Annotated in this window: 21 protein-coding genes and 2 pseudogenes; 13 read left to right on the forward strand and 10 right to left on the reverse strand. The window is 63.4% G+C overall.

The genetic code is table 11. The features are described from left to right. Window positions 1-283: 283 nt before the first annotated feature. A complete protein-coding gene (locus tag ACNJ7K_RS10910; protein ID WP_487041686.1) occupies window positions 284-1,864 on the forward strand; it encodes a helix-turn-helix domain-containing protein in 1,581 nt (526 codons plus the stop codon). A gap of 307 nt (window positions 1,865-2,171) precedes the next feature. Here the strand turns inward: ACNJ7K_RS10910 and ACNJ7K_RS10915 are convergent, their stop codons facing one another. The 6 genes and pseudogenes from ACNJ7K_RS10915 to ACNJ7K_RS10940 all read right to left on the reverse strand — a co-directional run. After that, the gene (locus tag ACNJ7K_RS10915) at window positions 2,172-2,498 is read right to left on the reverse strand and encodes a hypothetical protein (RefSeq protein WP_487041687.1); all 327 of its coding nucleotides are present in this window, start codon (window positions 2,496-2,498) and stop codon (window positions 2,172-2,174) included. 258 nt (window positions 2,499-2,756) lie between these two features. Next, a complete protein-coding gene (locus ACNJ7K_RS10920; protein WP_487041688.1) occupies window positions 2,757-3,134 on the reverse strand; it encodes a type II toxin-antitoxin system death-on-curing family toxin in 378 nt (125 codons plus the stop codon). Then, window positions 3,131-3,328 (reverse strand): type II toxin -antitoxin system TacA 1-like antitoxin, encoded by a 198-nt coding sequence (locus tag ACNJ7K_RS10925; RefSeq protein ID WP_139000137.1) that lies wholly within the window; start codon window positions 3,326-3,328, stop codon window positions 3,131-3,133. The genes ACNJ7K_RS10920 and ACNJ7K_RS10925 overlap by 4 nt, the downstream gene beginning before the upstream one ends. A 178-nt stretch (window positions 3,329-3,506) precedes the next feature. Next, the gene (locus ACNJ7K_RS10930) at window positions 3,507-4,235 is read right to left on the reverse strand and encodes a transposase (protein WP_487041689.1); all 729 of its coding nucleotides are present in this window, start codon (window positions 4,233-4,235) and stop codon (window positions 3,507-3,509) included. 64 nt (window positions 4,236-4,299) lie between these two features. Further along, window positions 4,300-4,392: pseudogene (locus ACNJ7K_RS10935) on the reverse strand (transposase); the annotation flags it as partial. Window positions 4,393-4,748: 356 nt separating this feature from the next. Beyond that, a pseudogene (locus ACNJ7K_RS10940) lies at window positions 4,749-4,904 on the reverse strand (IS1096 element passenger TnpR family protein); the annotation flags it as partial. A gap of 52 nt (window positions 4,905-4,956) precedes the next feature. On the opposite strand from ACNJ7K_RS10940, the gene ACNJ7K_RS10945 reads away from it, so the two are divergent. From ACNJ7K_RS10945 to ACNJ7K_RS10960, 4 genes are all read left to right on the forward strand, one after another. Then, the gene (locus ACNJ7K_RS10945) at window positions 4,957-5,214 is read left to right on the forward strand and encodes a type II toxin-antitoxin system Phd/YefM family antitoxin (RefSeq protein ID WP_139000136.1); all 258 of its coding nucleotides are present in this window, start codon (window positions 4,957-4,959) and stop codon (window positions 5,212-5,214) included. A 1-nt stretch (window position 5,215) separates the two neighbouring features. Beyond that, the gene (locus tag ACNJ7K_RS10950; RefSeq protein ID WP_139000135.1) at window positions 5,216-5,473 is read left to right on the forward strand and encodes a Txe/YoeB family addiction module toxin; all 258 of its coding nucleotides are present in this window, start codon (window positions 5,216-5,218) and stop codon (window positions 5,471-5,473) included. A gap of 262 nt (window positions 5,474-5,735) precedes the next feature. Then, window positions 5,736-6,737 carry an IS481 family transposase gene (locus ACNJ7K_RS10955; RefSeq protein WP_487041690.1) on the forward strand — a complete coding sequence of 334 codons (1,002 nt, stop codon included), beginning with the start codon at window positions 5,736-5,738 and terminating at the stop codon, window positions 6,735-6,737. A gap of 523 nt (window positions 6,738-7,260) precedes the next feature. Then, on the forward strand, window positions 7,261-7,965 hold the full coding sequence (locus tag ACNJ7K_RS10960) for a GAF domain-containing protein (protein WP_487041691.1): 705 nt from the start codon (window positions 7,261-7,263) through the stop codon (window positions 7,963-7,965). 540 nt (window positions 7,966-8,505) lie between these two features. On the opposite strand, the gene ACNJ7K_RS10965 is transcribed toward ACNJ7K_RS10960, so the two are convergent. Further along, complete coding sequence (locus tag ACNJ7K_RS10965) at window positions 8,506-9,126, reverse strand: cysteine hydrolase family protein (RefSeq protein ID WP_088898909.1); 621 nt, start codon at window positions 9,124-9,126, stop codon at window positions 8,506-8,508. A 29-nt stretch (window positions 9,127-9,155) separates the two neighbouring features. Then, window positions 9,156-10,229: an LLM class flavin-dependent oxidoreductase gene (locus tag ACNJ7K_RS10970; protein ID WP_487041692.1), complete on the reverse strand. Its 1,074-nt coding sequence runs from the start codon at window positions 10,227-10,229 to the stop codon at window positions 9,156-9,158. Between the two features lie 265 nt (window positions 10,230-10,494). On the opposite strand from ACNJ7K_RS10970, the gene ACNJ7K_RS10975 reads away from it, so the two are divergent. The 5 genes from ACNJ7K_RS10975 (at window position 10,495) to ACNJ7K_RS10995 (ending at window position 16,840) form a co-directional block, all read left to right on the forward strand. Further along, the gene (locus ACNJ7K_RS10975) at window positions 10,495-11,235 is read left to right on the forward strand and encodes a GntR family transcriptional regulator (RefSeq protein ID WP_064060777.1); all 741 of its coding nucleotides are present in this window, start codon (window positions 10,495-10,497) and stop codon (window positions 11,233-11,235) included. A 374-nt stretch (window positions 11,236-11,609) separates the two neighbouring features. Beyond that, window positions 11,610-12,977 carry an MFS transporter gene (locus ACNJ7K_RS10980; RefSeq protein ID WP_230792368.1) on the forward strand — a complete coding sequence of 456 codons (1,368 nt, stop codon included), beginning with the start codon at window positions 11,610-11,612 and terminating at the stop codon, window positions 12,975-12,977. Between the two features lie 10 nt (window positions 12,978-12,987). Further along, window positions 12,988-14,883, forward strand: a complete 1,896-nt coding sequence (locus ACNJ7K_RS10985) for an FAD-dependent monooxygenase (protein WP_442978202.1) — start codon at window positions 12,988-12,990, stop codon at window positions 14,881-14,883. Further along, window positions 14,880-15,749 carry an alpha/beta fold hydrolase gene (locus tag ACNJ7K_RS10990; RefSeq protein ID WP_192378924.1) on the forward strand — a complete coding sequence of 290 codons (870 nt, stop codon included), beginning with the start codon at window positions 14,880-14,882 and terminating at the stop codon, window positions 15,747-15,749. The genes ACNJ7K_RS10985 and ACNJ7K_RS10990 overlap by 4 nt, the downstream gene beginning before the upstream one ends. Window positions 15,750-15,883: 134 nt before the next feature. Then, a complete protein-coding gene (locus ACNJ7K_RS10995; protein WP_192378923.1) occupies window positions 15,884-16,840 on the forward strand; it encodes a 3-carboxyethylcatechol 2,3-dioxygenase in 957 nt (318 codons plus the stop codon). A 210-nt stretch (window positions 16,841-17,050) separates the two neighbouring features. Here the strand turns inward: ACNJ7K_RS10995 and ACNJ7K_RS11000 are convergent, their stop codons facing one another. Together ACNJ7K_RS11000 and ACNJ7K_RS11005 are read right to left on the reverse strand one after the other, a co-directional pair. Next, window positions 17,051-17,965 (reverse strand): ParB/RepB/Spo0J family partition protein, encoded by a 915-nt coding sequence (locus tag ACNJ7K_RS11000; protein ID WP_192378922.1) that lies wholly within the window; start codon window positions 17,963-17,965, stop codon window positions 17,051-17,053. After that, window positions 17,965-18,669, reverse strand: coding sequence for a ParA family protein (locus ACNJ7K_RS11005; RefSeq protein ID WP_085471009.1), 705 nt, complete (start codon window positions 18,667-18,669; stop codon window positions 17,965-17,967). Before ACNJ7K_RS11005 ends, ACNJ7K_RS11000 begins: the two co-directional genes overlap by 1 nt. A 1,213-nt stretch (window positions 18,670-19,882) precedes the next feature. Between ACNJ7K_RS11005 and ACNJ7K_RS11010 the strand changes: the two genes are divergently transcribed. The 3 genes from ACNJ7K_RS11010 (at window position 19,883) to ACNJ7K_RS11020 (ending at window position 24,602) form a co-directional block, all read left to right on the forward strand. Next, entirely contained in the window at window positions 19,883-21,058 is a 1,176-nt protein-coding gene (locus ACNJ7K_RS11010; RefSeq protein ID WP_230792356.1) for a carbon-nitrogen hydrolase family protein, read from the forward strand. Window positions 21,059-21,410: 352 nt separating this feature from the next. Continuing rightward, a complete protein-coding gene (locus tag ACNJ7K_RS11015) occupies window positions 21,411-22,370 on the forward strand; it encodes an AraC-like ligand-binding domain-containing protein (RefSeq protein ID WP_006553303.1) in 960 nt (319 codons plus the stop codon). 1,593 nt (window positions 22,371-23,963) lie between these two features. Then, the gene (locus ACNJ7K_RS11020) at window positions 23,964-24,602 is read left to right on the forward strand and encodes a TetR/AcrR family transcriptional regulator (RefSeq protein ID WP_006553302.1); all 639 of its coding nucleotides are present in this window, start codon (window positions 23,964-23,966) and stop codon (window positions 24,600-24,602) included. The last annotated feature ends 8 nt before the right edge of the window (window positions 24,603-24,610 follow it).

Here is a 24,610-nt window from a genome sequence, read left to right on the forward strand (position 1 = left end):
CCGTGGGCGATCCGTGAACCCAGAGGACGATCAAGACTGCGGAGTTGATGCGTGGGCATCCACACGGATACGTCGGGGTTGGGCGAGGACGCGCACCCTCATAACGACCGACACGAACGTCAACCGTGCTCCACATCCAATTGTGTGGATAAATATTCATGGTGAACGTGTCGGACCTTCACCTTCGATGGCGTCGATCCTCCAGCAGCGTCTACGAGGGACCGAACACATCGCCTAGGTTTTTTCATCGTGAGAACGAGGCGTCCGAGGAGGCTGCATCTTCGTGACCCCATCGATTCGGCTCACTGAGGACGAGCGGATCGCACTCGCTCAATTGGCCAACGCTCCGAGTTCTACGCTCCGTGCCTCGTTACGGGCGCAGATCGTCTTGGCATGCGGCGAGGGGAGCATAGCGGACGCAGCGCGAAGCCTCGACGTCAGTTACCACACGGTCCGCAAATGGAAGGACCGGTTTATCGAACAAGGAATCGCCGGCCTGTCCGACAGGCCTCGTCCGGGACGCCCTTCCGTCGCAGCAGACAGGGACTCGTTGATCTTGGCGCAGACACTGGTTCCACCACCCGCCGATCGTTGGACTACTCGACTCATCGCCGACGAACTCGGATTAAGTCAGTCCACGGTCCACCGGATACGTCTTGCTGCCTTCCCACGCAGTCCACTGGACGACCTGCCGATGCTGGCCGACCGCAGCGCATTACTTGCGTACGTCCATATCGGCCCACACCACCGGATCCTCGGACTCCACTCACCAGCGACTCCCCGCCCCACCCATCACAAACGCCGCCCAGCGGCATTGACCGATCCCCTGGAGACCGTCCTCTGCGCCCGACTCGCGGCGGACACTCTCACGCAACACACCGACATCGACGACTCCGCCAGCTCGCTGCTACAGCAGGTCACAGCAGCACTGCCCGCCGACCGAACCGCGATCGTCCTCCTCGATTTCGAACCCGATACCGCGACACAACGGTGGTTGATCCGCAACCGTCACCTGAACGCCGTTGTCATCCCTCCAGAACGTTGGCTCGCACAACTCCACGGCCTCGCACGCAAGATCGACGACCGCCAGATACCCGAACTCGCAGAATTACAACGCCGACTACGACATTGGTACCAGAATCCGCGCGAACCGTTCACCTGGTCACGCACCATGCACCATGCACCCTCCGACTACCGCTCGGCCATCTCCGGATACAACGCCATTGCACGCAACAGCGATTCGGCTGTCGTCATGCGGGGCCTGTACGAAAGCTTCGCCGACGGCACACTCTATCCAGGAGAACGGATCTCGGAGCGACGACTGGCTCAACGCGTGCAACGATCGCGTGGCTCGATCATCGACACGCTCCGCACTCTTGCAGACGACGGACTTGTCCACCAGGACACCGCAGGGCAAATTTTCGTTCCCTCCCCCACCCAACGCGATGTGACAGAAACGTACACCGCCCGAGCACATCTGGGGTCCATCCTGATCCGGCGACTCGCCGCGTCGACAGAGCCACTTCCCAGCATCGTCGACGAAGTGTTCACTGAAGTCGTGCGGCAGGCTCACAAAGGTAACAGCGAAGGCGCCGGCTCGGTGGACCTCGAGTTCCAGGACGAACTTGCCCGTGCGGCGCAGATGCCGCGCATCGAAGCTATGTTCGTCCGGCTGACCTTGCAGATTCGACTGTTCGTCAGCATTCTCGGACTCACCTACCACTACCCGGCACACGACATCGTTCAAGACGGTATCGACCTTCTCAATGCGATCAAGGCTCATGACGTGGAGGGAGCCGTTGCAGCATGGCGGCGAAAGGTCGACATGGCAACCCGCTACATGATCGACCAACTTCCGAAGTAACTCGTGGTACGGGAGTCCACCCCGATATTCCCTCGCTGGCGACACCGCTACGCTGGCATCCGTCGCGTAATCCACCACCCGCGTCCACGGACTGGGGTCAAGGCCCGACGGACGGTTCGAAATCGAACACGCCGCGCGGATGTGGCTGGTCAGCCCGGACTGCCGCACCCTGATCGGCGTCAAGGCACACCAGCGGCCGCAGTCGGTCGAACCGGGCGGACTGTCGGACGCAGTCGTCGTCTGACCACCGCCGTCGCCAGGCCGTAGGACTCAGCGCACGGCGTACGTGCCCCACAGCGCAAGAAGATCACGGAGCGAGGTCCGAGTGCTCGGCACTACGTGTGATTTGCCGGTTTGGTCGAGCACTACGTGTCCAAGCCTCTTCACCGAGACGCTCGATTGATGGGAACAGATCGTTCGGGACAACGATGTCGAGGCCTTTCGCCGAATCGTCGAGGCTGACGATGAGACGGGCAACGAGACGCGCAACCTGTCCCCGCTCGGTGTGCTGCTGACCGAGGACGAACGTCTGCAGGTGATCGACGAGCTGCGCGCGCTGGGGCGGCGGTGACCCCACCCGCCGACCGCGGCCGAGGAGATCCTCGCCGTTTCCGGGAAACAGCGAAGACGTCACACCGTTTCCCGGGGAAACACCCGCCGCGATCTTGGCGCTGCTCCCTGCCAAATGCCCGGCTCGCCTCGGTAAGGGGGCTTCGGGGGCATGTCGACGAGCCGGAAACGCCGGTACCGCGCTCGGCCCGCTGGTTCACGCCGCCGAGACCGCGCGTGCGGCGGGCGGTGGGATGCACCCTGCGCCGAGGCGCCAGCCGTAACCTCCGGCGCGTGGACGGCGAACACCGCCCGGTACCCGAAGCAGTGCCGTCGGGGGTGGTCAGGCCGTGAACGTGGCGAGGGAGGCGGCGATCGAGGCGACCTCGTGAGCGCCGGTGGCGGTGTCATTCATCAGGGCCTCGGCGGCGTCCACGTCGAAGCCGCGCTGCAGGCGCATGCCGTTGTAACCGAGGAACAGCCATGTCGCGGCCCAGGCGGTCCGCTTGTTGCCGTCGACGAGGGCGGGGTTTCGGGCGATCGAATGGAGCAACGCGGCTGCCTTCTCGAACAGTGTGGGATAGGCGTCGACACCGAACACGGTGCTCTGCGGACGTGCGATCGCTGCGTCGAGCAGGCCCATCTCGCGCACAGCGGGCGATCCGCCGTTGACACGCGCAGCGATCGTCAGAAGGTCGTCGCGGTCGAGGTAGAACGTCACGCGAGTCGGTCGTTGAGTTCGGCGGACTTGTCGAAGATGTCGGCGAGCAACTCGTCGCGCAGGTGTTTACGGCTGCTGGCAGCGTCGAGCGAAGCGTTGTGCACGAACGCTTTGAGGGAGATCCCCTCGCGATCAGCGGCGTCGCGGATCAGTGCCTGCTCGTCGTCGGTGAACTGGATGTTGAGTCCGGGCATACCCATCATGGTACCTGTTCTGGTACCGAATGCGGTACCTATGGGGGGTGTCGACCCCCGCAGACCTGCCTGTCCCACCGCCTCAGTAATCAACCCGAGCAGTTGGGACTGAGGTAGGAACAGGTGGGTCAAGTCCCGGGACGTGGTGTGCGAGGTCGTCGCGGGATTCCTCGTCGGGTTATGCGGTCAAGGCGGGCGTCACCTCCTCCGTCGGTTCAGTGACGGACTGAGCGGGCGTGTTGCTGCGGGAACGGGCGAGGACGTCGAGTCCGAGATAGCGACGCCCTTCGATCCACTCGTCGTGCTGTTCGGCGAGCACGGCCCCGACCAGTCGGATCAATGCGGTCCGGTCGGGAAGATCCCGACCACATCGGTGCGACGCCGGATCTCCTTGTTCAACCGCTCCTGCGGATTGTCCGACCAGATCTGCCTCCAGATCTGCTTCTTCAAACGCAGTGAACGCCAGCAGGTCCACTCGCGCAGCGTCAAGATGCTGCGCGACCTTCGGCAGCTTATCCTCCAGCGCGTCGATCACCCGATCGCATTGGGCATGAACCGAATCCGCGCCGGAGGTCACCAACTGCACCCCGGACAGGCCCCGGGCGACCAGGCCGCGGAAAAAGCTCAGCCAGCCGGCACCGTCCTCGGCGGAGGTGATATCGACACCGGGTACCTCGCGGTAGACCTCGGCATTGACCCCGACCGCCACCAGCGTGTGGACATTGACCACGCGCCCGTTCTCCCGGACCTCGAGCACCAGCGCGTCGACGGCGACGAACGTGTAGGGACCGGCGTCGAGTGGCCGGCTGCGGAACGCCTCGACCTGCTCGTCCAACTCTTTCGACATGACGCTGACCTGCGACTTCGACAACGACGTGATCCCAAGGGTGGCGACGAGTTTCTCCATCCTTCGGGGTGGACACCCCGAGCAGACAGCAGGTCGCCACCACAGTGGTCAGAGCTCGTTCGGCCCGTTTGCGCCGCTGCAACAGCCAGTCCGGGAAATACGAACCCTGCCGCAACTTGGGGATCGCCACATCGAGGGTGTCAACCGGGTATCGAAGTCCCGATGCCGATAGCCGCCCAACGCCGTTGACGCGGTCGTCGGAGCGTTGGCCGTAGTCGGCGCCGTCCGGGCGGCGAGGTGCTCGACCACTGCCGGTGGCAGGTAGCCGGCGGCGGCGAGCTGCAACCCGTCGCCGATCGCGTCGAGCAGTTCGAGATACGACTCGACAAGTTGCGCGGCCTCCGAGTCATCGACCTCGACCACCGGGTGAGTAGCTGCCCGTTCCAGCAGGTGTGTCAGCGCCGGGTCACCGCGGTGCTCGAGCCGAGTGCGCAGCGCGGCGAGTTCGTCGGGCACGCGAACCGGCGCGGCCATCGCCGCGGCGATCACAGCCGTGGCCTCGGCGACATCGAACCGGTCGGGATGCCACTCAAGAGGGAGCCAATCGAAAGCATCCTCGACGTCGTCGAACGGCGACGGGACCGACGAGGGGTCTCGCCCTCCCCGCACCCACGCCACCAGCTCGGCATAACCCCACATCCCTCCGCAATGTTCCGGCGGACAGGCCACCAATTGCCTGCCCCGGAAAAATACTGTACGCTTTTACGTACAGGAGGTACACGTGAAAACGATGAGTTACACCGAATCGCGGGCACGCTACGCCGAGGTCCTCGACGCAGTGACCAATGACCGCGAGGAAGTCATCATCACCCGTGCCGGCCACGAACCCGTGGTCATGGTCTCCCTCGATGATTACGAGTCCCTCCGGGAGACCGCGCACCTGATGCGCTCCCCCGCCAACGCTCGTCGCCTCTTGGACGCAATGGAGAGGCTCGAAGCCGGTCGCGGCCAGTCGCACAGCCTGCTCGACGTCGACTGACATGCTGTTGGTGTGGGACGAGAACGCCTGGCAGGACTACCTTTGGTGGCAACAACAGGACCGAAAGATCCTCAAGAGGATCAATACCCTACTGGTCGATATCCAGCGCAATGGCAATGAGGGAATCGGCAAACCCGAACCTCTCAAGTACGACTTCGCCGGGTATTGGTCCAGACGAATCACCGACGAGCACCGGCTTGTTTACAAGGTGACCGACACGGAGGTCCGCATCGCCGCCTGTCGGTACCACTACGGATGATTGACGCCCTTTCCCTGCATAGACGACCGCTGCCAGGTGCAGGGACGACACTCCCCTGTCCGTGGATCTACTGGTTCCCGGCACCGGCGGTCACCGGAACGAACGCATCGACTACGCCGGGCGCACTTTCGATGCCATCCCTAGGTGTTGCGGGTCATGACGTTGTAGACACCGGAACGAGGGGCTGACGAAGGCGGACGGGTCTTCCGGCGGCAGGATGGGAAGTACCACCAACTCATCCGCCGAACGAAAGAACCCGTCCGTGCTCCACCGTAACGCCCCGCTGTCCGTCGAAGGTCGCCGCCGTCTCGTCGAGCGCTGCCAGACCCGCCCGCTGTCCCATGTCGCCGCCGAGATGGGGATCTCCCGGGCCTGCGCCAGCAAATGGATGGCCCGCTACCGCGAACACGGCGAACTCGGTCTGCTCGATCGTCCCAGCGTTCCGCACCATCAGCCCACCGCGACTCCGGCCGAGACCGTAACGCGGATCGAGACACTGCGGCGGAGCCGCAAGTGGTCCGCCGCTCGTATCGCCCACGAACTGGGCGCCGACGGCATCAGCATCTCGGTGCGTACCGTCAGCCGGCACCTCGCTCACCTCGGCCTGAACCGGCGGAAATTCCTCGATCCGAACGGCGAGAACAATCGCCAGCCACGCCGGATCATCGCCCGCTGGCCCGGGCATATGGTGCACGTCGACATCAAGAAAGTTGGCCGTATCCCCGACGGCGGTGGCTGGCGGGTCCACGGTCGTGGCAGCGAGCAGGCGAAGAAGGTCGACCGCGCCAAAACCGCCGGCGCCCGCGCCGGCTACGTGTATCTGCATTCGGCGGTCGACGGATTCTCCCGTCTTGCCTATACCGAGGCGCTGTCCGACGAGAAAGCCGTGACGGCAATCGGGTTCATGCACCGGGCGCGGGTGTTCTTCGCCGCCCACGGCATCGTGCACATCCACCGGGTCGTCACCGACAACGGGTCCTGCTACCGGGCGAAGGACTTCGCGAAGGTACTGCACGGTGGCCGGCACCAGCGGATCACCCCGTACACGCCTCGTCACAACGGGAAGGTGGAGCGCTACAACCGGATCCTGGCCGAGGAGTTCCTCTACGCCCGCGTCTGGGCCAGTGAACGGCAACGCGCCCAGGCGCTACTAGTGTGGAATGTGCACTACAACTATCATCGCCCGCATACTGCCGTCGGTAACCGACCGCCCGCGAGCAAACTCCGGACCGGTGTCACCAACGTCATGGCCTCATACAACTAGGTAATTCACCCGTGAAATCACCCGCTCGCATGCAACCCTCTATCTCGCGACCGATTCGAGCCGTGACCCGATGAGCTGCTCTTGCCGGGCCACACCCGGCGCTCCCGCCCTTCGCCTCTGCAGGAACGAGTGCGGCCGGCTACATGCACGGTTCGTCACCCTCCGCAGTGGTATCCGAGGCCGGGGCGATCCATCTCCGCCCGGAAAGCCTTGAACGAGCGGATCCCTCCGATGATGAGCAGCATCGACGCGCCACCGTTCACATCGCGAGCGGACCCCTGCGCGTGACTTCGCTGCGGATAGCGGTCTCGGTGATGGAATTGCCCGGCCGCCGGGACACACAGGACCTCAGGTGGGATTCGACCGCGTCGATCCGGTCGGCGCTGCGCGCGGTGATGATATGCCGCCAAGTCCGATCCCCACGCTCGCTCGGCGAGTCGGTGCAGGTCATAGACCGGATACAACCGGTCACGTCAGTATCAACTGACATGTTTATCCCTCAATCTTCGGGGAAGTCGAGATCATGAGCGACCCTCAGGACCCGGCCCGGTCCGACAGACAGACCGGGACTCACCTGACCCGAACCCGCACCCACTGCGATCGATGCGCTGATCTGACCGGCGTCGACGGCGCAGCCGTGGCAATCTTCGCCAGTGACACCACCCGAGACCTGGTCTACGCCACCGATACCATCGCTGAGCAGGTCGACGAACTCCAATTCACCCTGCGCGAAGGCCCCTGCCTGACCGCCTACCGCACATCCGTCCCCGAGATACACCCCGACCTCGCAGACCCCACGGCCACCCGCTGGCCGATGTTCACCCCCGAGGTACTCGACCTGGGCGTCCGCGCCCTCTTCGCCTTCCCCCTCGCGGTGGGCAATGCCACCAATATCGGCGTCCTCGAGCTCTACCGGACCAGACCCGGCCCCCTCGAAACCGAGCACTACCGCATCGCCACCGGCTACGCCGCCGCCCTCGGCCCCACCCTCGTCGATGAACTCGACCCCGCACGCACCTCTTCCCCCATGATGGATCCCGCACTGTTCCCCCGCGGCAACGTCCACATCGCCGCAGGAATGCTCGCCGTCCAACTCCAGATCTCTGCCGCCGATGCCCTCGCCCGATTACAAGCAATGGCATATACCCAACGCCGCAGGATCACCCACATCGCCCACGACATCATCACCCACCACCTCACACTCGACCCCGACACCGACAATTCATAGACAACACTGATAGGCCAACGCACCGGACCGCATGCAGATGCCACAGCTGGGATCGTCGAGACCAACGGCATTGCACCTGGCGACTACGACGGACACTGCTCAACGGGCGACCGATCTCCGTGTAGGGCTATCGGCATCTCCGACCAGCGACCGCGACGGTGCAGACGCCTGCTACCGCCGTTTCGCGTGCAGCTGCCGAGACCTTCGCGCAATGGCCGAGGAGAACGTCGATGCTTTCCGGTGATGTGCCTGCCGGCGGCACGGAAAGTGATCGGCGCACTCCTGCCAGCCCGACGGTATCGCGGTGTCAGCTCTATTTGGCGCGAGTGCATACCTCACAGAACACCCCACGGAGGCGCTCACCGGGACCGCCCAGCACATACCGTCGAAGTTCCTTCGGGCATGTGCTGGGCGAGGCGGGCGTCGCAAATGGTGGCCTTCATATACGAACTGCTGATGTAGACGTTTTTTGGTCTGAGATCAGCAATGTGAGGGCGGATAGGCATCGACGCGCTGTGCCCGAGAACTGGGTGTCGGCGGTCAGATCGGGGTGCCGGTGATCGTCGTAGCCAAAGCAGCGCGGACTTCGTCGACGGTGCTGATCTCGGCCAGTAGCGCGAGCGAGTCGATGCTGGCTTGATGCGCTGCGAGAGTGGCCGCAGAGCATGCATCCTCGACGATCACCACTCGGTATCCGAGATCGCCTGCGACCCTGGCTGTTCCCTCGACTGAGGCGTTTGTGGCCACACCGGCGAAGAGGAGGGTGGTGATGCCTTTGCTGCGTAGGATGGTGTCGAGGTCGGTACGGGCGAAGGCTCCGATGCGCTGGTGAGTGAGCACGATGTCCTCATCATGCGGCGTGAGGGGTTCGATGATCTCGGCGAGTTCGCTGCCTTCCTTGAGGCAACCGGATTGGGCGACGATGCCGAGTAGGGGCGAGTTGGCGTCGAGATCGGACAAGTCCGGCTTCCATGCGACCCGGGTGTAGACGATCGTGGTGTGGGCGGTACGGGCGGCGGTGATGAGCGTGGCGATGCGGTCGATGACCTTGCGCTCGGTCACCTGCTGGTAGAAGAAGTCGGCGAAGGCGCCGGTAGGTTCGACGACGTCGCCTTGACAGTGGACAGCCACGAGCGCAGTGGTACGCGGGTCGAGTTCCATCAGTATCTCCTGGGCAGAACGGGGAAGGATCAGGCGTGGGCGAGGATCGAATGCCCGATGTTGTCGATGTCTCGGGCGGCTGTGCGTGGGTTGGACAGGAAGACTTGGAGGATGTCGACGCCGACCTCGCGCATCAGGGCTGTTTTTTCTCGTAGTTCGGCCGGAGAGCCGTACAGGCACCAGTAGTCGACGAGTTCCTTGGTGATGATCGGACGGTGCCGGGGGTCGAGGCCGCGCAGGTACTTCGCCCAGACGTCGAGGTAGTGCGGTTGGTCCGCGGCTTTCGGGTCGCCGAGGTATTGCTGGGCGGCGGTGAGTGAGGCGTCGACGATCGAGTCGCCGAGTTCGTCGCGGTGTTGGTCCATCAGTCCGGCGTTGGTGATGCATGAGCTGATCGGGCCGGAGCCGAAGCCGTTGGTGACGCCGTCTTCCCAGGTTTCTCCGTTGCCGAGTTGGTAGAACCAGGACAACGAGACGAGCTTGACCGAGCCTGGGGCTCGTCCGGCATCGGCGACGGCTTTGTCCAGGAGCCTGCGAATCATTTGGATCATGTCGATGTTCGGTCCGAGGCAGTAGACGACGGCGTCGGCGTACTTCGCTGCTTCGGCGAGACCGCGGGGCCCGCCGGCGGCAACCCAGATCGGGATGTGGTCGGTGACGTTGTAGAAACCGCTTTCCTTGTCGAGGAACTCCACTTCCCGGGACTGTCCGAGCCAAGTGTGGTTGACCCGGCGGCCTGCCATCAGTTCACGGGAGACCTCGATGGCGTGGGACAGTTCGGAGATCTTCGCGGTGCGGTTGCCCATGGAACGCAGCGCATTGTTGGCGGTACCGATACCGAGGAAGGTTCGCCCTGGCGCCAGGGCGTTGAGCGTGGCCATGGAGTTCGCGGTGACCGGGGCGATGCGGGTCAGCGGGTTGGTGACCATGGTGCCCAGGTGGATGTCGGTGGTCTGCTGCGAAGCCAGTGCGAGGAACTGGTACGGATCGGAGAACAGCAACGGGCCTTCCCCGACGCCGAAGTGAGTGACCCCGAGGTCTTCGGCCTGCTTCACCATCGCGACCTGATCGATCTTGGCGCAGGTGCCGATACAGAATTCCATAAGTTTTCTCCTTGCACGGGGCCCGGTGGTGTGCACTCGGCTCGTCCTACCCGTCGTAGCGGGAATGTGTCCGACGGCCTCACTGCGGGTGTGCATGCCTCCGGAGTGGATTCCGCGATCGGGGATGCTGCCTGCTGATCGCGAACTGGAATGCTAGCGTTCCAGATGAACGTAGCTCACAGTGACTCACACCACAAGTACTAGAATGCAAGTCGCTGCCTTCAGCTCCCAGCACCACCCGATAACCGACGGAAAGCCTGAGCCGATGACCTCGACCGATCCCGGCCCTACGGCTAGCACCGAGGCTGCCGCCCTCCTTGCGCACGTCCGCACCTCCGGGGCACGCCTGTCCTCCGCGCTCTACGACATCTTGAAGACCCGATTGCTCGAAGGCCGCTATACCGCTGGCGAGAAGATCGTCGTCGAGTCGATTCGGCAGGAATTCGGGGTGAGCAAACAGCCGGTCATGGATGCCCTACGTCGCCTCTCGAGCGACAAACTGGTCTACATCGTCCCTCAGGTCGGATGCGAGGTCGTTTCCTACACCCCGCGTGAGGTCGAGGACTTCTTCACCCTGTTCGGTGGTTTCGAAGGAGCCATTGCTGCGGTGGCGGCCACGCGGCGAACCGAGGCGCAGGTGCGGGAACTGGATCTGATCTCTGCACGCGTCGATGCCTTGATCGCCTCCGACGACCCCGAGGTTCGCGCCCACGGATACCGAGTTCACAACAGGGAATTCCATGCCGCCATCCATGCGATGGCGCATTCACGGATCATGGAGGAGACCAGTCAGCGGATGTGGGATCTGTCGGATTTCCTGATCAACACCGCCGGCATCACCAACCCGCTCGCGAGTGCGTTACCCGACCGCCAGCACGACCATCACGAGATCGCCGAGGCGATCCGAAATCGCGATGCCGCTGCGGCGCGTGAGGCGATGGAGCGCCATATCGTCGGCACGATCGCGGTCATTCGCGACGAATCGAGTGCTCAGCCATCGCGCTGATGGTGAGCCCGCTCCCTATAACGGATTCTGCACGACCGGGCAGGCCTACAGGCTTCCGCCCCGCCTGCGGCGCTGTATCTTCAGGCAGCGCCGCATCACATTGATCGCCACAGAGCGATCCAGCTTCCTCCGACAGAGACTTGCGTCACCATTCGCGCTGGAGTAGCTTCGCAACTAGACGTCTAGCATTCCAGTTGCTCGGCCCCTTTCTGCGGCGGCCCTCTTCGACATCCCGACGAATCTCAGACGAAAGGCGCGGCCATGACGACCGCCTCGCACCCAGCATTGTTCGCAGTGCCAGCCTGCTCCGACACTCGCAGCGGGGGAACCACACCGTGACCACCGCGCCGACTTCCGCAACGAAGACCTCCCCGATGCGGGTGGCCCTGGCCAGCTTCGTAGGGACCACCGTCGAGTACTACGACTTCTTCGTCTACGGCACTGCGGCCGCACTGGTCTTCCCCACCTTGTTCTTCCCCGATGCTTCACCTGCTATCGGAATCCTGTTGTCCTTCGCTACTTTCGGCGTCGGATTCCTCGCCCGACCCCTCGGAGGCATCGTCTTCGGCCACTTCGGTGACCGGGTCGGCCGCAAACAGATGCTCGTCATCTCTCTCGTCGGTATGGGTGCCGCCACAGTACTGATGGGACTGCTACCCGGTTACGCCCAGATCGGCATCGCCGCTCCGATCCTGCTCACTTTGCTGCGCCTGGTTCAAGGCTTCGCCGTAGGCGGTGAATGGGGTGGCGCCACCTTGATGGCCGTCGAGCATGCCCCCACCGCGAAGAAAGGATTCTTCGGCTCCTTCTCACAGATGGGTGCTCCCGCCGGGACGAGCATTGCGACCCTGGCGTTCTTCGCCGCTTCTCAACTCCCGGACGAGCAGTTCCTCAGTTGGGGCTGGCGGCTACCGTTCCTGTTCAGCGCGGTCCTGATCGTAATCGGCCTGTTCATCCGCCTGTCCCTGACCGAAAGCCCCGACTTCGCCGAGATTAAAGCCAACAGTGCTGTAGTGCGGATGCCGATCGCCGTCGCATTCCGCAAGCACTGGAAAGAAATCTTCCTCATTGCCGGCACCTACCTGTCCCAGGGAGTGTTCGCCTACATCTGCATGGCGTATCTCGTCTCCTACGGCACCACCGTCGCCGGAATCAGCCGCACCTTCGCCCTGGCCGGCGTGTTCGTCGCCGGCCTCGTCGCCGTCCTCCTCTATCCCGTCTTCGGCGCCCTGTCGGACACCTTCGGCCGCAAGACCATGTACCTGCTCGGCGCCGTCACCATGGGGGTGGCGATCGGCCCGGCCTTCGCACTGATCGACACCGGAAACCCCTGGCTTTTCATGACCGCGCAGGTACTGGTCTTCGGCATCTCCATGGCCCCCGCCGCCGGAGTAACCGGATCGCTGTTCACCATGATCTTCGATGCGGATGTGCGCTACAGCGGCGTCTCGATCGGCTACACGATCTCCCAGGTCGCGGGCTCGGCGTTCGCCCCGACCATTGCGACCGCCCTGTACGCCTCCACCAACACCAGCAACTCGATCGTGCTCTACCTACTGATCGTCTCGGCCATCTCGGTGGTCTCGGTGATCCTGCTGCCCGGCGGCTGGGGACGCAAGGGCGCGACACGCCAACTGGTTGCCGACCAGCGCACCTCGACACCGAATGCAACTGCCACCGCATCCTTTTCGGCTCCGCCCACCATCGACGCCGCACAGTCCCTGCGGACCTTGGACAAGTGAAGTGACCACCATGAACGACCACGACTCCACGTACGACACCGATGTCATCATCGTCGGACTCGGTCCCGCCGGCGGCACAGCCGCTCTCGCCCTGGCCACCTACGGTGTACGCGTCCACGCCGTCTCGATGTTCCCCTGGGTCGCAAACTCACCCCGCGCGCACATCACCAACCAACGCGCCGTCGAAGTACTCCGCGACCTGGGCGTCGAAGACGAAGCCCGCACATACGCCACCCCGTGGGACCAGATGGGCGACACCCTGTTCACCACCAGTCTGGCCGGTGAAGAAATCGTCCGGATGCAAACATGGGGCACCGGCGCCCGGTACGGCGACTATCTCGCCGGCAGCCCGTGCGCGATGCTCGACATCCCTCAGCCCCTGATGGAACCGGTACTGATCAAGAACGCGGCCGAACGCGGTGCGTTGATCAGTTTCAACACCGAATACCTCGATCACAGCCAGGACGAGGACGGTGTCACGGTGAGATTCCGGGATGTGCGCTCGGGCACCGAGTTCACCCAGCGAGCGCGCTTCCTGCTCGGCTTCGACGGTGCCCGCTCGAAGATCGCCGAACAGATCGGACTGCCCTTCGAAGGCGAGCTCGCCCGTGCCGGCACCGCCTACATCCTGTTCAACGCGGATCTGAGCAAGTACGTCGCTCACCGGCCAAGCATTCTGCATTGGATCTTCAACTCCAAGGCCGGTTTCGGTGAGATCGGCATGGGTCTGCTGCGGGCGATCAGACCTTGGGGCCAGTGGATCGCCGGATGGGGCTTCGACATGTCCCAGGGCGAACCCGACATATCCGATGACGTTGTGCTCGAACAGATCCGTACCCTTGTCGGCGACCCTGAGCTGACCATCGACATCGTGTCGCGCTCGTTCTGGTACGTCAATCAGCAGTGGGCCGAGCATTATCAATCCGGCCGGGTGTTCTGTGGCGGCGACGCCGTACATCGGCATCCGCCGAGCAGCGGCCTGGGCTCGAACACCTCCATGCAGGACGCATTCAACCTTGCCTGGAAGATCGCCTACGCCGTCAAGGGATACGCGGGACCGGGACTGCTCGAGTCCTACTCCCCCGAGCGGGTCCCGGTCGGCAGGCAGATCGTCGCGCGCGCCAACCAGTCCCGCAAGGACTACGCCGGTCTGCGCGAGTGGTTCGATCCCACCAGCGACGACCCGGTCACCGCCGGCCTGATCACGCTCAAAGCCCCCTCCCCCGAAGGCGCGGCCCTGCGCGAGCGCCTGTACGAGGCACTCGAGGTCAAGAACACCGAGTTCAATGCCCACGGCGTCGAACTCAACCAGCGTTACGCCTCGTCTGCGGTGGTCCCCGACCTTGAAGCCGGTGAGGAGGTATGGGGACGCGACCGGGAACTGTACCTGCAGGCCACCACTCGTCCTGGCGCCAAGCTGCCACACGCCTGGTTGGTCGGCCCGGACGGTACCCGGGTCTCGACCCTCGACGTCACCGGCAAGGGACAGATGACCCTGCTCACCGGCATCGGCGGCCAGGCATGGAAACGTGCCGCTGCCACATTGGACCTACCGTTCTTGCGCACCATAGTCATCGGTGAAGCGGGCATCAACGACTCGTACGGGTACTGGCGGCAGATCCGTGAAATCCATGAGGCCGGGGCTCTTCTCGTGCGCCCCGACGGCTACGTCGCCTGGCGGTACAGCGCTCCGGTATGGGACGACAGCGAAGCACTCACCCACCTCGAGAACGCGCTCACCATCGTCCTCGACCGCGCCCCGCACGAGACCCCAAGCGCCAGGAACGGCGGTACGCCCCAGTACAGCACCCACGCCGTACCGATCGTCGTCCCGCACGTCACCGCCGACGACGCAACACCAGCCTCCACAGCCAGCATCACACCAATCGAGGGAGCACACGCATGACCCGCCCGTACACCAGCGTCTGGGACGATCTGAACCAGGTCGAATTCAGCCAGGGGTTCATCCAGGCCGGCCCATACCGCACCCGCTATCTGCACGCCGGGGACGACTCCAAGCCCACACTCATTTTCCTACACGGCATCACCGGCCACGCCGAAGCATATGTCCGCAATCTGCGTTCACACTCCGAGCATTTCAATGTCTGGGCCATCGACTTCATCGGCCATGGCTACTCCGCCAAACCCGATCACCCGCTCGAGATCAAGCACTACATCGACCACGTGCTGCACCTCATGGATGCCATCGGCGTCGAGAAGGCATCCTTCTCAGGCGAGTCACTGGGCGGATGGGTCACCGCCCAGTTCGCTCACGACCACCCGGACAAAGTCGAGAGGATCGTGCTCAACACCATGGGCGGCACCATGGCCAACCCACAGGTTATGGAACGGCTCTACACCCTGTCGATGGAAGCCGCCAAAGACCCGAGCTGGGAACGCGTCAAAGCACGCCTCGAATGGCTCATGGCCGACCCGAACATGGTCACCGACGACCTCATCCGCACCCGCCAGGCCATCTTCCAACAACCGGACTGGCTCAAGGCATGCGAAATGAACATGGCCTTGCAGGACCTCGAAACCCGCAAACGGAACATGATCACCGATGCCACCCTCCACGGCATCACCGTGCCAACGATGGTTCTGTGGACCACCAAAGATCCCTCCGGTCCGGTCGACGAAGCAGAGCGCATCGCCTCCCACATCCCCGGCGCCAAGCTGGCGGTCATGGAGAACTGCGGACACTGGCCCCAGTACGAAGACCCCGACACCTTCAACAAACTGCACCTGGATTTTCTCCTCGATCGCAGTTGACAGATGCAGTCGGTGCCGCCCTCCCCTGAACCCCCTGGCGGCACCGGCAGGACCCACCCATCCGACGAACCTCATCCGCTCTCGCTCGAACCATCCGGGCAGAGGCCGTGAAGTACCAGCAAGGAGACTCCGCGATGCCTGTGGCGCTGTGCGCGATGTCGCACTCCCCCCTGATGGGACGCAACGACCCCGATCAAGAAGTCATCGACGCCGTCGACGCCGCCTTCGACCACGCGCGCCGGTTCATCGCCGATTTCGCCCCAGATCTGATCGTCATCTTCGCCCCCGACCACTACAACGGGGTCTTCTACGACCTGTTGCCACCGTTCTGCATCGGAGCCGCTGCGCAGTCCGTCGGCGACTACGGCACCGAAGCTGGCCCCCTCGACGTCGACCGCGACGCCGCTCACACTATTACGCGCGAAGTACTCGACAGCGGCATCGACGCGGCGTTCTCCGAACGCATGCACGTCGACCACGGTTTCGCCCAGGCACTACAACTACTCGTCGGATCGATCACCGCAGTACCGACTGTGCCGATCTTCATCAACTCCGTCGCCGAACCCCTCGGCCCCATCAGCCGAGTTCGGCTGCTCGGCGAAGCTGTCGGACGAGCAGCCAACAAACTGGGCAGACGCGTCCTGTTCGTCGGATCCGGAGGACTCTCCCACGACCCACCGATTCCGCAGTTCACCACCTCGCCTGAGCAGGTGCGCGAACGGTTGATCGACGGCCGCAATCCGAGCGACGCCGAACGCGAAGTCCGCGAACGACGCGTCATCGCCGCCGGGCGAGATTTCGCTGCCGGTACCGCCACCATTCAGCCGTTGAACCCCCACTGGGACCAGCATCTTCTCGAAATTCTGGCATCCGGCGAACTTGAACAAATAGACACGTGGACCAATGACTGGTTCGTCGAGCAGGCCGGCCACTCGTCCCATGAGGTGCGCACCTGGATCGCCGCCTACGCCGCGCTCCACGCAAACGGCCCCTACCAGGTCACCTCAAGCTTCTACCGCGAAATACCTGAGTGGATAGCAGGATTCGGAATCACGACAGCCTTCACCCGATCCTCGAACCACATGAAGTGACCGGCAGCTGCACCCCCAGAAAAGGTCTGTCGTCTTCGACAAGTCCAACTGAGCGCGACCATAACCGCACCGCCGCGGTTATCAAGCAATGCACTACTACAGGCCCACTAGTCACTCTTCCCAAGCCGGGCCCATATTCCAAGTACATCACTACGCAAGGCTGAGCAGTGGAAACCACTGTGAAGCAACGCTATCGGCTTTGGATCGCCGTTACCGGAGCTCGAGTGCATCGATGAGCTTGCGACGCTCGTCATCGGTGAAGTGCTTCCGCACCGCCGCGGCCAGCACATCCGGATCCGCCCCCAGACGCTTGAGCGCCTGAGCCACCTTGTCCACCGGCTCGAGCTTGCTCGCAGGTTCTTTCGGCTGCGGCGCCTCAGGCTCGGCAGTCTCTGCGTCGGCTTCAGGTGCCGGCTCAGGGTTCTGGGCTGCTTCCCACGCCGCGACCTGGTCCTCGAGCGGAACCCGCGCCAGCGAACGGGCTTGCCGCACAGCGAGATCACCTGCCCGCAGGGCTGCTTGCAACTCGGGGGCGAGTTTGAGCAGAGCACGACGCTGGGACACCCAGCCTTTGGAGCGGCCGAGCTTCTTCGCCGCCGCATCCGCACTACCGAACTCGGAGACCATCAACTCCACGGCCTTGGCTTCTTCGAGGACGTCGAAATCGCGGCGGTCGATGTTCTCACTCGTTGCCGCCCACAGGATTTCGCCCTTGTCGACGGCGATGCTGTCGCGCAGCACCACATCGAGGCCGGGGCGGCCGTACTTCTGGGCCGCAGCGAGCCGGCGGTTGCCGTTGACGACGATGTACTGCGCTGCACCGAGATCGTCTTCATCCTCGGGCCACAGTTTCAACCACGCCGTGCGGCTGACCACGGTGCCCGGTTGCAGCTGCCGGTCGGTAATGGTCGCCAGATCCGACAGATCCCCGAGCTCGTCACGCGGGTTGCGCGGGTTGGCGATGAGCTGATCGACCGGAACATCGGCGAGCAGTTGACCTTCGAGCGGCTCGATCGTCGTCTTCGTCTTCGTGGGTGCGGGGGTGCGCTTGCGGTCGACCGGAGAATTGTCGCCGACTGCTCCGACGAGGGAGGCGAAGTTCGCGCGCCCACCCTTGGGCGGCATCAGCGACCACCGTCCGCGAGCTCGAGGCTGAGCTTGTAGAAATCCTCCCGTGCCTGCAACGAGACGCGGTTGGCTTCGTACTCGGTAACGACACGGCCTTCGGCGGCGGCGCGGGTGTGGACCTTGTAGTGCCGCACCACCGTTCGCGCCAGCGGCCAGCCGTTGGCCTGGACGAACTCGCGCGTCTGCTCGAGGTCGACCTTGCCGTCGCGGGGATCCCAATTGTTCACCACAACAATGAATTTCTTGCCGAGCGGTTCGATGACCTGCTTGATGGTGCGCGCGGTGGGATCGAAACACAGCGGTTCGGGTTCGATCGGAACGATGACCAGATCGGCGACCTCGAGCACGGCGCGCAGGGCGTCGGCGGAACTGCCGGTGCCGAGCACATCGGTGCCGTCGTCGGCGCCGGACAGGTCGATCCAGCCCGGGGTGTCGACATAAACGTGCTTGATGCCGGGCAACTTGTCGAGATTACGGAGCACGTCGAGGTTGTCGTGGACCTGATCGATCAGAAACGGCAACTCCTCGACCCGCGAAGCCCACCAGACTGCGGAGCCCTGCGGGTCGACCGAGATCGCGGCGACCGGGGACTGAACATCGTCATCGGCGCCGGCGGTCACGGCGGTGAGGACATCCGCTTTGACAGCGGCAAGGTTCATAGTGAGCGTCGATTTTCCGACACCACCTTTTTGGTTGAGCATGACATGAACAGCCACAGGTTACCTCCGTATGCTTCACCCCAGGGTGGGGCTACTTCGGACTCGCGTCGTCATCTCTTGACGGAGATGATGATTGCGCCTGCACCACGGTAATCTCCGCGAGACGCGCAACACGTACGATAGACCCTTACAGGTCTACCGAACAAGCTTTCGCCGAATCATCTCAGATGCCTTGCGTTCTCACCCTCACGTGAGAGCGCCGACCGAGTCGACGCCACCTCCAGCGCCACCGAACACCTTCTCTTCAAAGACATTCTGCACCAAGTGAATACATGGTAACTATCTCAATCCTGCTATCTCCCTGACACTGTCGATGCGGAAACGGTCCCACACGGCTCCGCAAACTTACGGGTTCCCTATACCGCGCCGAACTCGGCCCGATCGGTGGCGTGCCGGGGTTCAAGAATGCAGATTGACGAGATGATGCGGGCAAGCCCTGACGGTCGAGCGCTGATCGCGCTACCTTGAACCGCGCATCACTTTCGTCACTGTGACAGCGAACCGGTGACCAAGTCACACGACTTGGCAACCCATCGCGCTACTGAGGACCGCCATGAACCCCACTGCGGTTTACCGCGGTAAACCAGAGATCACCTCGAACCGTGGGCAGGGACGCATTGCCACGATCAGAATTCACGGGTGCACCCAAGGCCGCACCGCTAGATACCGAGATCCCGTTGGCCGAGAACCCCAGCGCCGAAGGCTCATCCACACCCTCAGACACGCGGGAGCAGCGGAACCCGAACTTCCACCCCGAATCGAATTATTACTTTTGCAAAGCACCTACATCGCCTACAGTCGACCACATGACCTGACCGTCTCGGAAGTCGCTGTCCAACAAGTAATGTGGTGCATCAACAGCATGCTACCACCGACTTCGCGGAGTGCAATCACGCCCTTACTCTCACAGAGAGCACGCAATTGCGGCGTGGACACATTCCTGCCGAACGACTACCACAAACCCATCGATCCCCCCGCTACTCGACGATCGAACCAGAAACGGGGACGCACAGCCGACGTAGACCTCGACCTATCCGCCGTTCCGCAGAAGGACACCGACCACCACCGCTTCAACATCCTTCAACGTGCCCGGCCAGTCCTTCGACGAATCGAAACGGCGAAGAGCCGCCTCGGACCCCCCGGCCGAACCGCTCGATGAACTCCCCTACACGGGTGGCGCAGAATGCCAGGACCCGTGTCATTCCACGTCAATTCACGCGCCTTTTCACCTCGTACTGTCCTGCCAAACACAAGCAACGGAGGTACGGACATGGTCGAATACACAAACACATTCAAAGTTGCTGCGGTGCAGGCACAGCCTGTGTGGTTCGACGCGGCCAAAACGGTCGACAAGACCGTGTCCATCATCGCGGAAGCAGCCCGGAACGGGTGCGAGCTCGTTGCGTTTCCCGAGGTATTCATCCCGGGGTACCCGTACCACATCTGGGTCGACAGCCCGCTCGCCGGAATGGCGAAGTTCGCCGTGCGCTACCACGAGAATTCCCTGACGATGGACAGCCCGCACGTACAGCGGTTGCGCGATGCCGCCCGCGACCACGACATCGCCGTAGTGGTGGGAATCAGCGAGCGGGATGGCGGCAGCTTGTACATGACCCAGCTCATCATCGACGCCGAGGGGCAACTGGTCGCCCGACGCCGCAAGCTCAAGCCCACCCACGTCGAGCGTTCGGTATACGGAGAAGGAAACGGCTCGGATATCTCCGTGTACGACATGCCTTTCGCACGGCTTGGCGCGCTCAACTGCTGGGAGCATTTCCAGACGCTCACCAAGTACGCAATGTACTCGATGCACGAGCAGGTGCACGTCGCGAGCTGGCCTGGCATGTCGCTGTACCAGCCGGAGGTCCCCGCCTTCGGTGTCGATGCCCAGCTCACGGCCACGCGTATGTACGCACTCGAGGGACAAACCTTCGTGGTCTGCACCACCCAGGTGGTCACACCGGAGGCCCACGAGTTCTTCTGCGAGAACGAGGAACAGCGAAAGTTGATCGGCCGAGGCGGAGGTTTCGCGCGCATCATCGGGCCCGACGGCCGCGATCTCGCAACTCCTCTCGCCGAAGATGAGGAGGGGATCCTCTACGCCGACATCGATCTGTCTGCGATCACCTTGGCGAAGCAGGCCGCTGACCCCGTGGGCCACTACTCACGGCCGGATGTGCTGTCGCTGAACTTCAATCAGCGCCGCACCACGCCCGTCAACACCCCACTTTCCACCATCCATGCCACGCACACGTTCGTGCCGCAGTTCGGGGCACTCGACGGCGTCCGTGAGCTCAACGGAGCGGACGAACAGCGCGCATTGCCCTCCACACATTCCGACGAGACGGACCGGGCGACAGCCACCCTCTGACTCGGGCGCACCCGTGGCGCCTCCGAAGCGCCACGGGTGCGTGAAGGGGCGAGACAGGGGAATCGGAGGATCACCGAGTACAACGCATCGTCGATCGCAGCGAGTCAGCCCGCCCGTAACCCCCGATAGGTCCACCCCACGTATCCCCGGTCACGCCTTCTCGACATGGGGTAATCGAGGTCGTCGTGGCCTGTATCGACATCCAGAGTCCCTGAGCTGAAGGCGCCCACCACCCTATGTCGCGATGACCTTCTCGCCGCACCGCAGAGAGCCGACATCGAGACCGAGCCCGGCATCACGATTACGGCTACCCTGAAAAGAACAATGAACGGGGTTAGCACCAGGTAGGTCGATGAACACTTTCTTCTCCTCTGACCAGGTCTCGGCACCCGATCGCGTCGCGCTCTGGCACGATGTCATCTGCCGCAGCTATGTCCCGCTCAACATCACCCTCACGAGCGAGCAACCCTTCATCGGTACGGTCTCGACGGGCAACTTGGGCACGGTACGTATCGCGACGTCCTCGTCACTGCCCCAGCAGATCACCCGCACTCGTCGCTTGATCAGCCAGGACGAGCGTGAGTACCTCATGGTTGGGGTGCAGTCCGCCGGCCATGCACTCGTGCAGCAGCACGGCAGAACTGCACGAGTCGGTCGCGGTGGACTGGTTTTCTGGGACACTCGCCATCCCTACGACATCCTGTTCCCGACAGACTGGAGAATGAGCGTATTCCAGTTCCCGCGATACTCTTTCGGCTTCACCGAAGATTTCATCGGCAGGATGACCGCGGTGAATGTCGGGGGCGATCGCGGTATCGGACGAGTGGTTTCATCCTTCATGACAAGCATCAACGATGCGACCGATGCAGGAGACTTGGCGGAGGTAGCTTCACTCCACAACAGTGCTGTCGATCTTTTGTCAGCGGCGATACGGACCGAGCTTGCCGATCAAGCCGCCGCCTCCGACGGCCTACTCGAGTGCGTGCTTGCGTATATCCGACAGAACCTGGCCGACCCGAACCTGTGTGCCTCACAGATCGCGGCGGAGCACAACGTCTCTGTGCGGACCCTCCACCGACTGTTCTCGGCCACGGGACAGGGCGTGGCCGAACACATCCGTACCCTCCGACTCGAGCGCATCAAGACTGAGCTGGCAGACCCAACGAGTCGGCGATATACGATCAGCGCGTTGGCGAGAAAATGGGGGTTCCTCGATCCCTCAACGTTTTCACGCGCGTTCAAAGACGCCTACGGCATCACTGCCCGAGAGTGGGCGGCTTCTGCATCAGCACCACCGACGGAGGCTTCGTAGAAAGAGCCCGGTATCCGGCCTGCCCTTGTTCGCTTGCACACCGTTCGGTCCGTCACTTCCGATGAAGCCGAAGCCGGCAGGTTGGCTTCCTTCCGCAATTCGATCGCTCGGGGATTGTCCGGGGGCACCGCTGGTGACCTCCAGGACCATTCCGGCCTGGTGTCCGCGAGCGGTATGCACCTGCCCAGATGCATCCGGGCCGCGATGCCAGTGCTCGGCAGGACCCACCGGCGACGACGGCCAGCGTGACCCCTGGACCGGTCGGTCGAATTCGCGCCTGCCGACCGAGAATCGGGACCCGGTGTGCCGCCGCAACGCTCCCGGCCGGTGACCGGATCGCCGGACGAGCACGCTAGGTGTCCATCGTCCTGTCCGTACATCAGCCACACCGAGTGTTCGCGTGCCGGGACGCAACCAGTCCCCCGGCTGGGTCAAGAGCCTTGCGATTCGCCGAGCCGGCCCTCCATCGGTGAAGTCGATCCGATCGGTGAAGTGCTGACCACCGGATGAGTAGCACCCGTTCCGACAGGTGTCAGCGCGCGGTCGCCGCGGTACTCGAGCCGAGGGGGAACATCGCACGTGCGTCGAGCACGGGGACCGGGGCCACCGTCGCCGCTGTGATCGCAACCGTGGTCTCGGTGGTATCGAACGGCTATGGAGCCGACCTCGCGTCGTCTCCGCTGCGTACCGATGCTGACAGCTGCCGGCATATATCCGCAGATGTCGCTGCGGGCGTTCGGTGGACAGGCGCTGCGAGCAGCAGTGCAGCGCACTGTAGTCGGTGGCTCGACGGCGATCTCGTCCACCGCCAGAACGTGGTGCCGGCTGTCACCGACGTCGGAGTCCTACCGGAATCGATCACCCGGTTCGGTCACCAGCTGACCGAACCGGACCACCCCTTCGACCACACCACCCTTCCCTCCCTCAGGTCGAACAGAGTGACGACACAGAACGACCGAGGATCGCCCGGAAGGAGACGGCACAGACGGCTGCCGAGCCACCCCGTTGCCGACCGGACCGCACCGTGCACCCAGCTGAGGGTCACATCAACGGGAAAGTTCGAGCCGCCTACACACCGGGGCTTGGCGCCGAGCAGGTGGACTCGGATCCGGAAGCCGCGAGCAGGCGCTGGTGCATCTCCGACGACCGGATCGGAGTGTGCAGCCCGCAGCGTCGGGCCGTGCCATGACGCCGTCGGTCACCAGCGCCTGCAGCATGTCCTGCTACTGCGGCGGGCAGCGAGAAAATCGCCTGTTCAGCATGCCGTCGGGCATCGCTGAGGTTGCCATGAGCATCATGTGAACCATCGATGGTGGGTGCATCCGTGTGGACGCAGAGCGCGAGTGGTCGACGGTGCACGAGCTTGTCGACTGTGGGGCCGTCCTCACCTCGGCCGACCGAGTACACCGGGTCTCGTTCAGACGCCGGATCCACGCGCTCGGTAGCTCGGTATCGGCGACGGCTGGGACGCAGGCCTGATGCCGGTACCACTCAGAACAACCCCGACAGTGGGTCCGGCAAGCTGGAACCGTTGACGCCCCTCACAGAAGAGAACTACAGTTAAGGAAACTGAACGCTGTTATGGAAAATGACATGTCGATCAATGCTCAGAACACGGTCCGCGAATCCGGGTCACGGCGCGGTGCCGTGCGGGAGTTCAAGAAAGGACTGATACGCGATGCCGCGAAGCGCATCTTCGCCGAACGCGGCATCGACGCCGCCTCGATGCGCGAGATCGCCCAGGCCGCGGGCTACACAACGGGAGCCATCTACACCTACTTCGACACCAAGGAAGAGCTCTACGCCGAAGTGCTGCGAGACTCCCTGCACGCCCTGCAGTCCGAAGTGGCCACCACCGTCGAAACCTCACCCGACAGGCCGGCATCGGCCGCGGCACTGCACGGCTTGTGGTCCTTCTACGACACCCATCCCGCCGACTTCGAACTCGGCTTCTACCTGTACGGCGGAGTCCGCCCTGCAGGCCTCAACAAGAAGCTCGACGAGGAACTGAACACCCTGTTCGACCAAGTGATGACGTTGATCGCGAATGGTCTGATCACCGACGGACTGGCAACCGAGCAGACTGCACACCACCTCGCGGTGGTCCATGCCACCTGGGTCTTCGGATTGCTCCTGATGACAAAAACCGGTCGCGTGAAATCGGTCCGCGACGACGCCGAAGCCATGCTCGACAGCTACCTGAAGATGGTGGCTACACACCAAAGGCTATGACCTGAAAC

Origin of the sequence: Rhodococcus shunpengi, assembly GCF_048381395.1 — a bacterium.
Lineage (GTDB): Bacteria > Actinomycetota > Actinomycetes > Mycobacteriales > Mycobacteriaceae > Rhodococcus.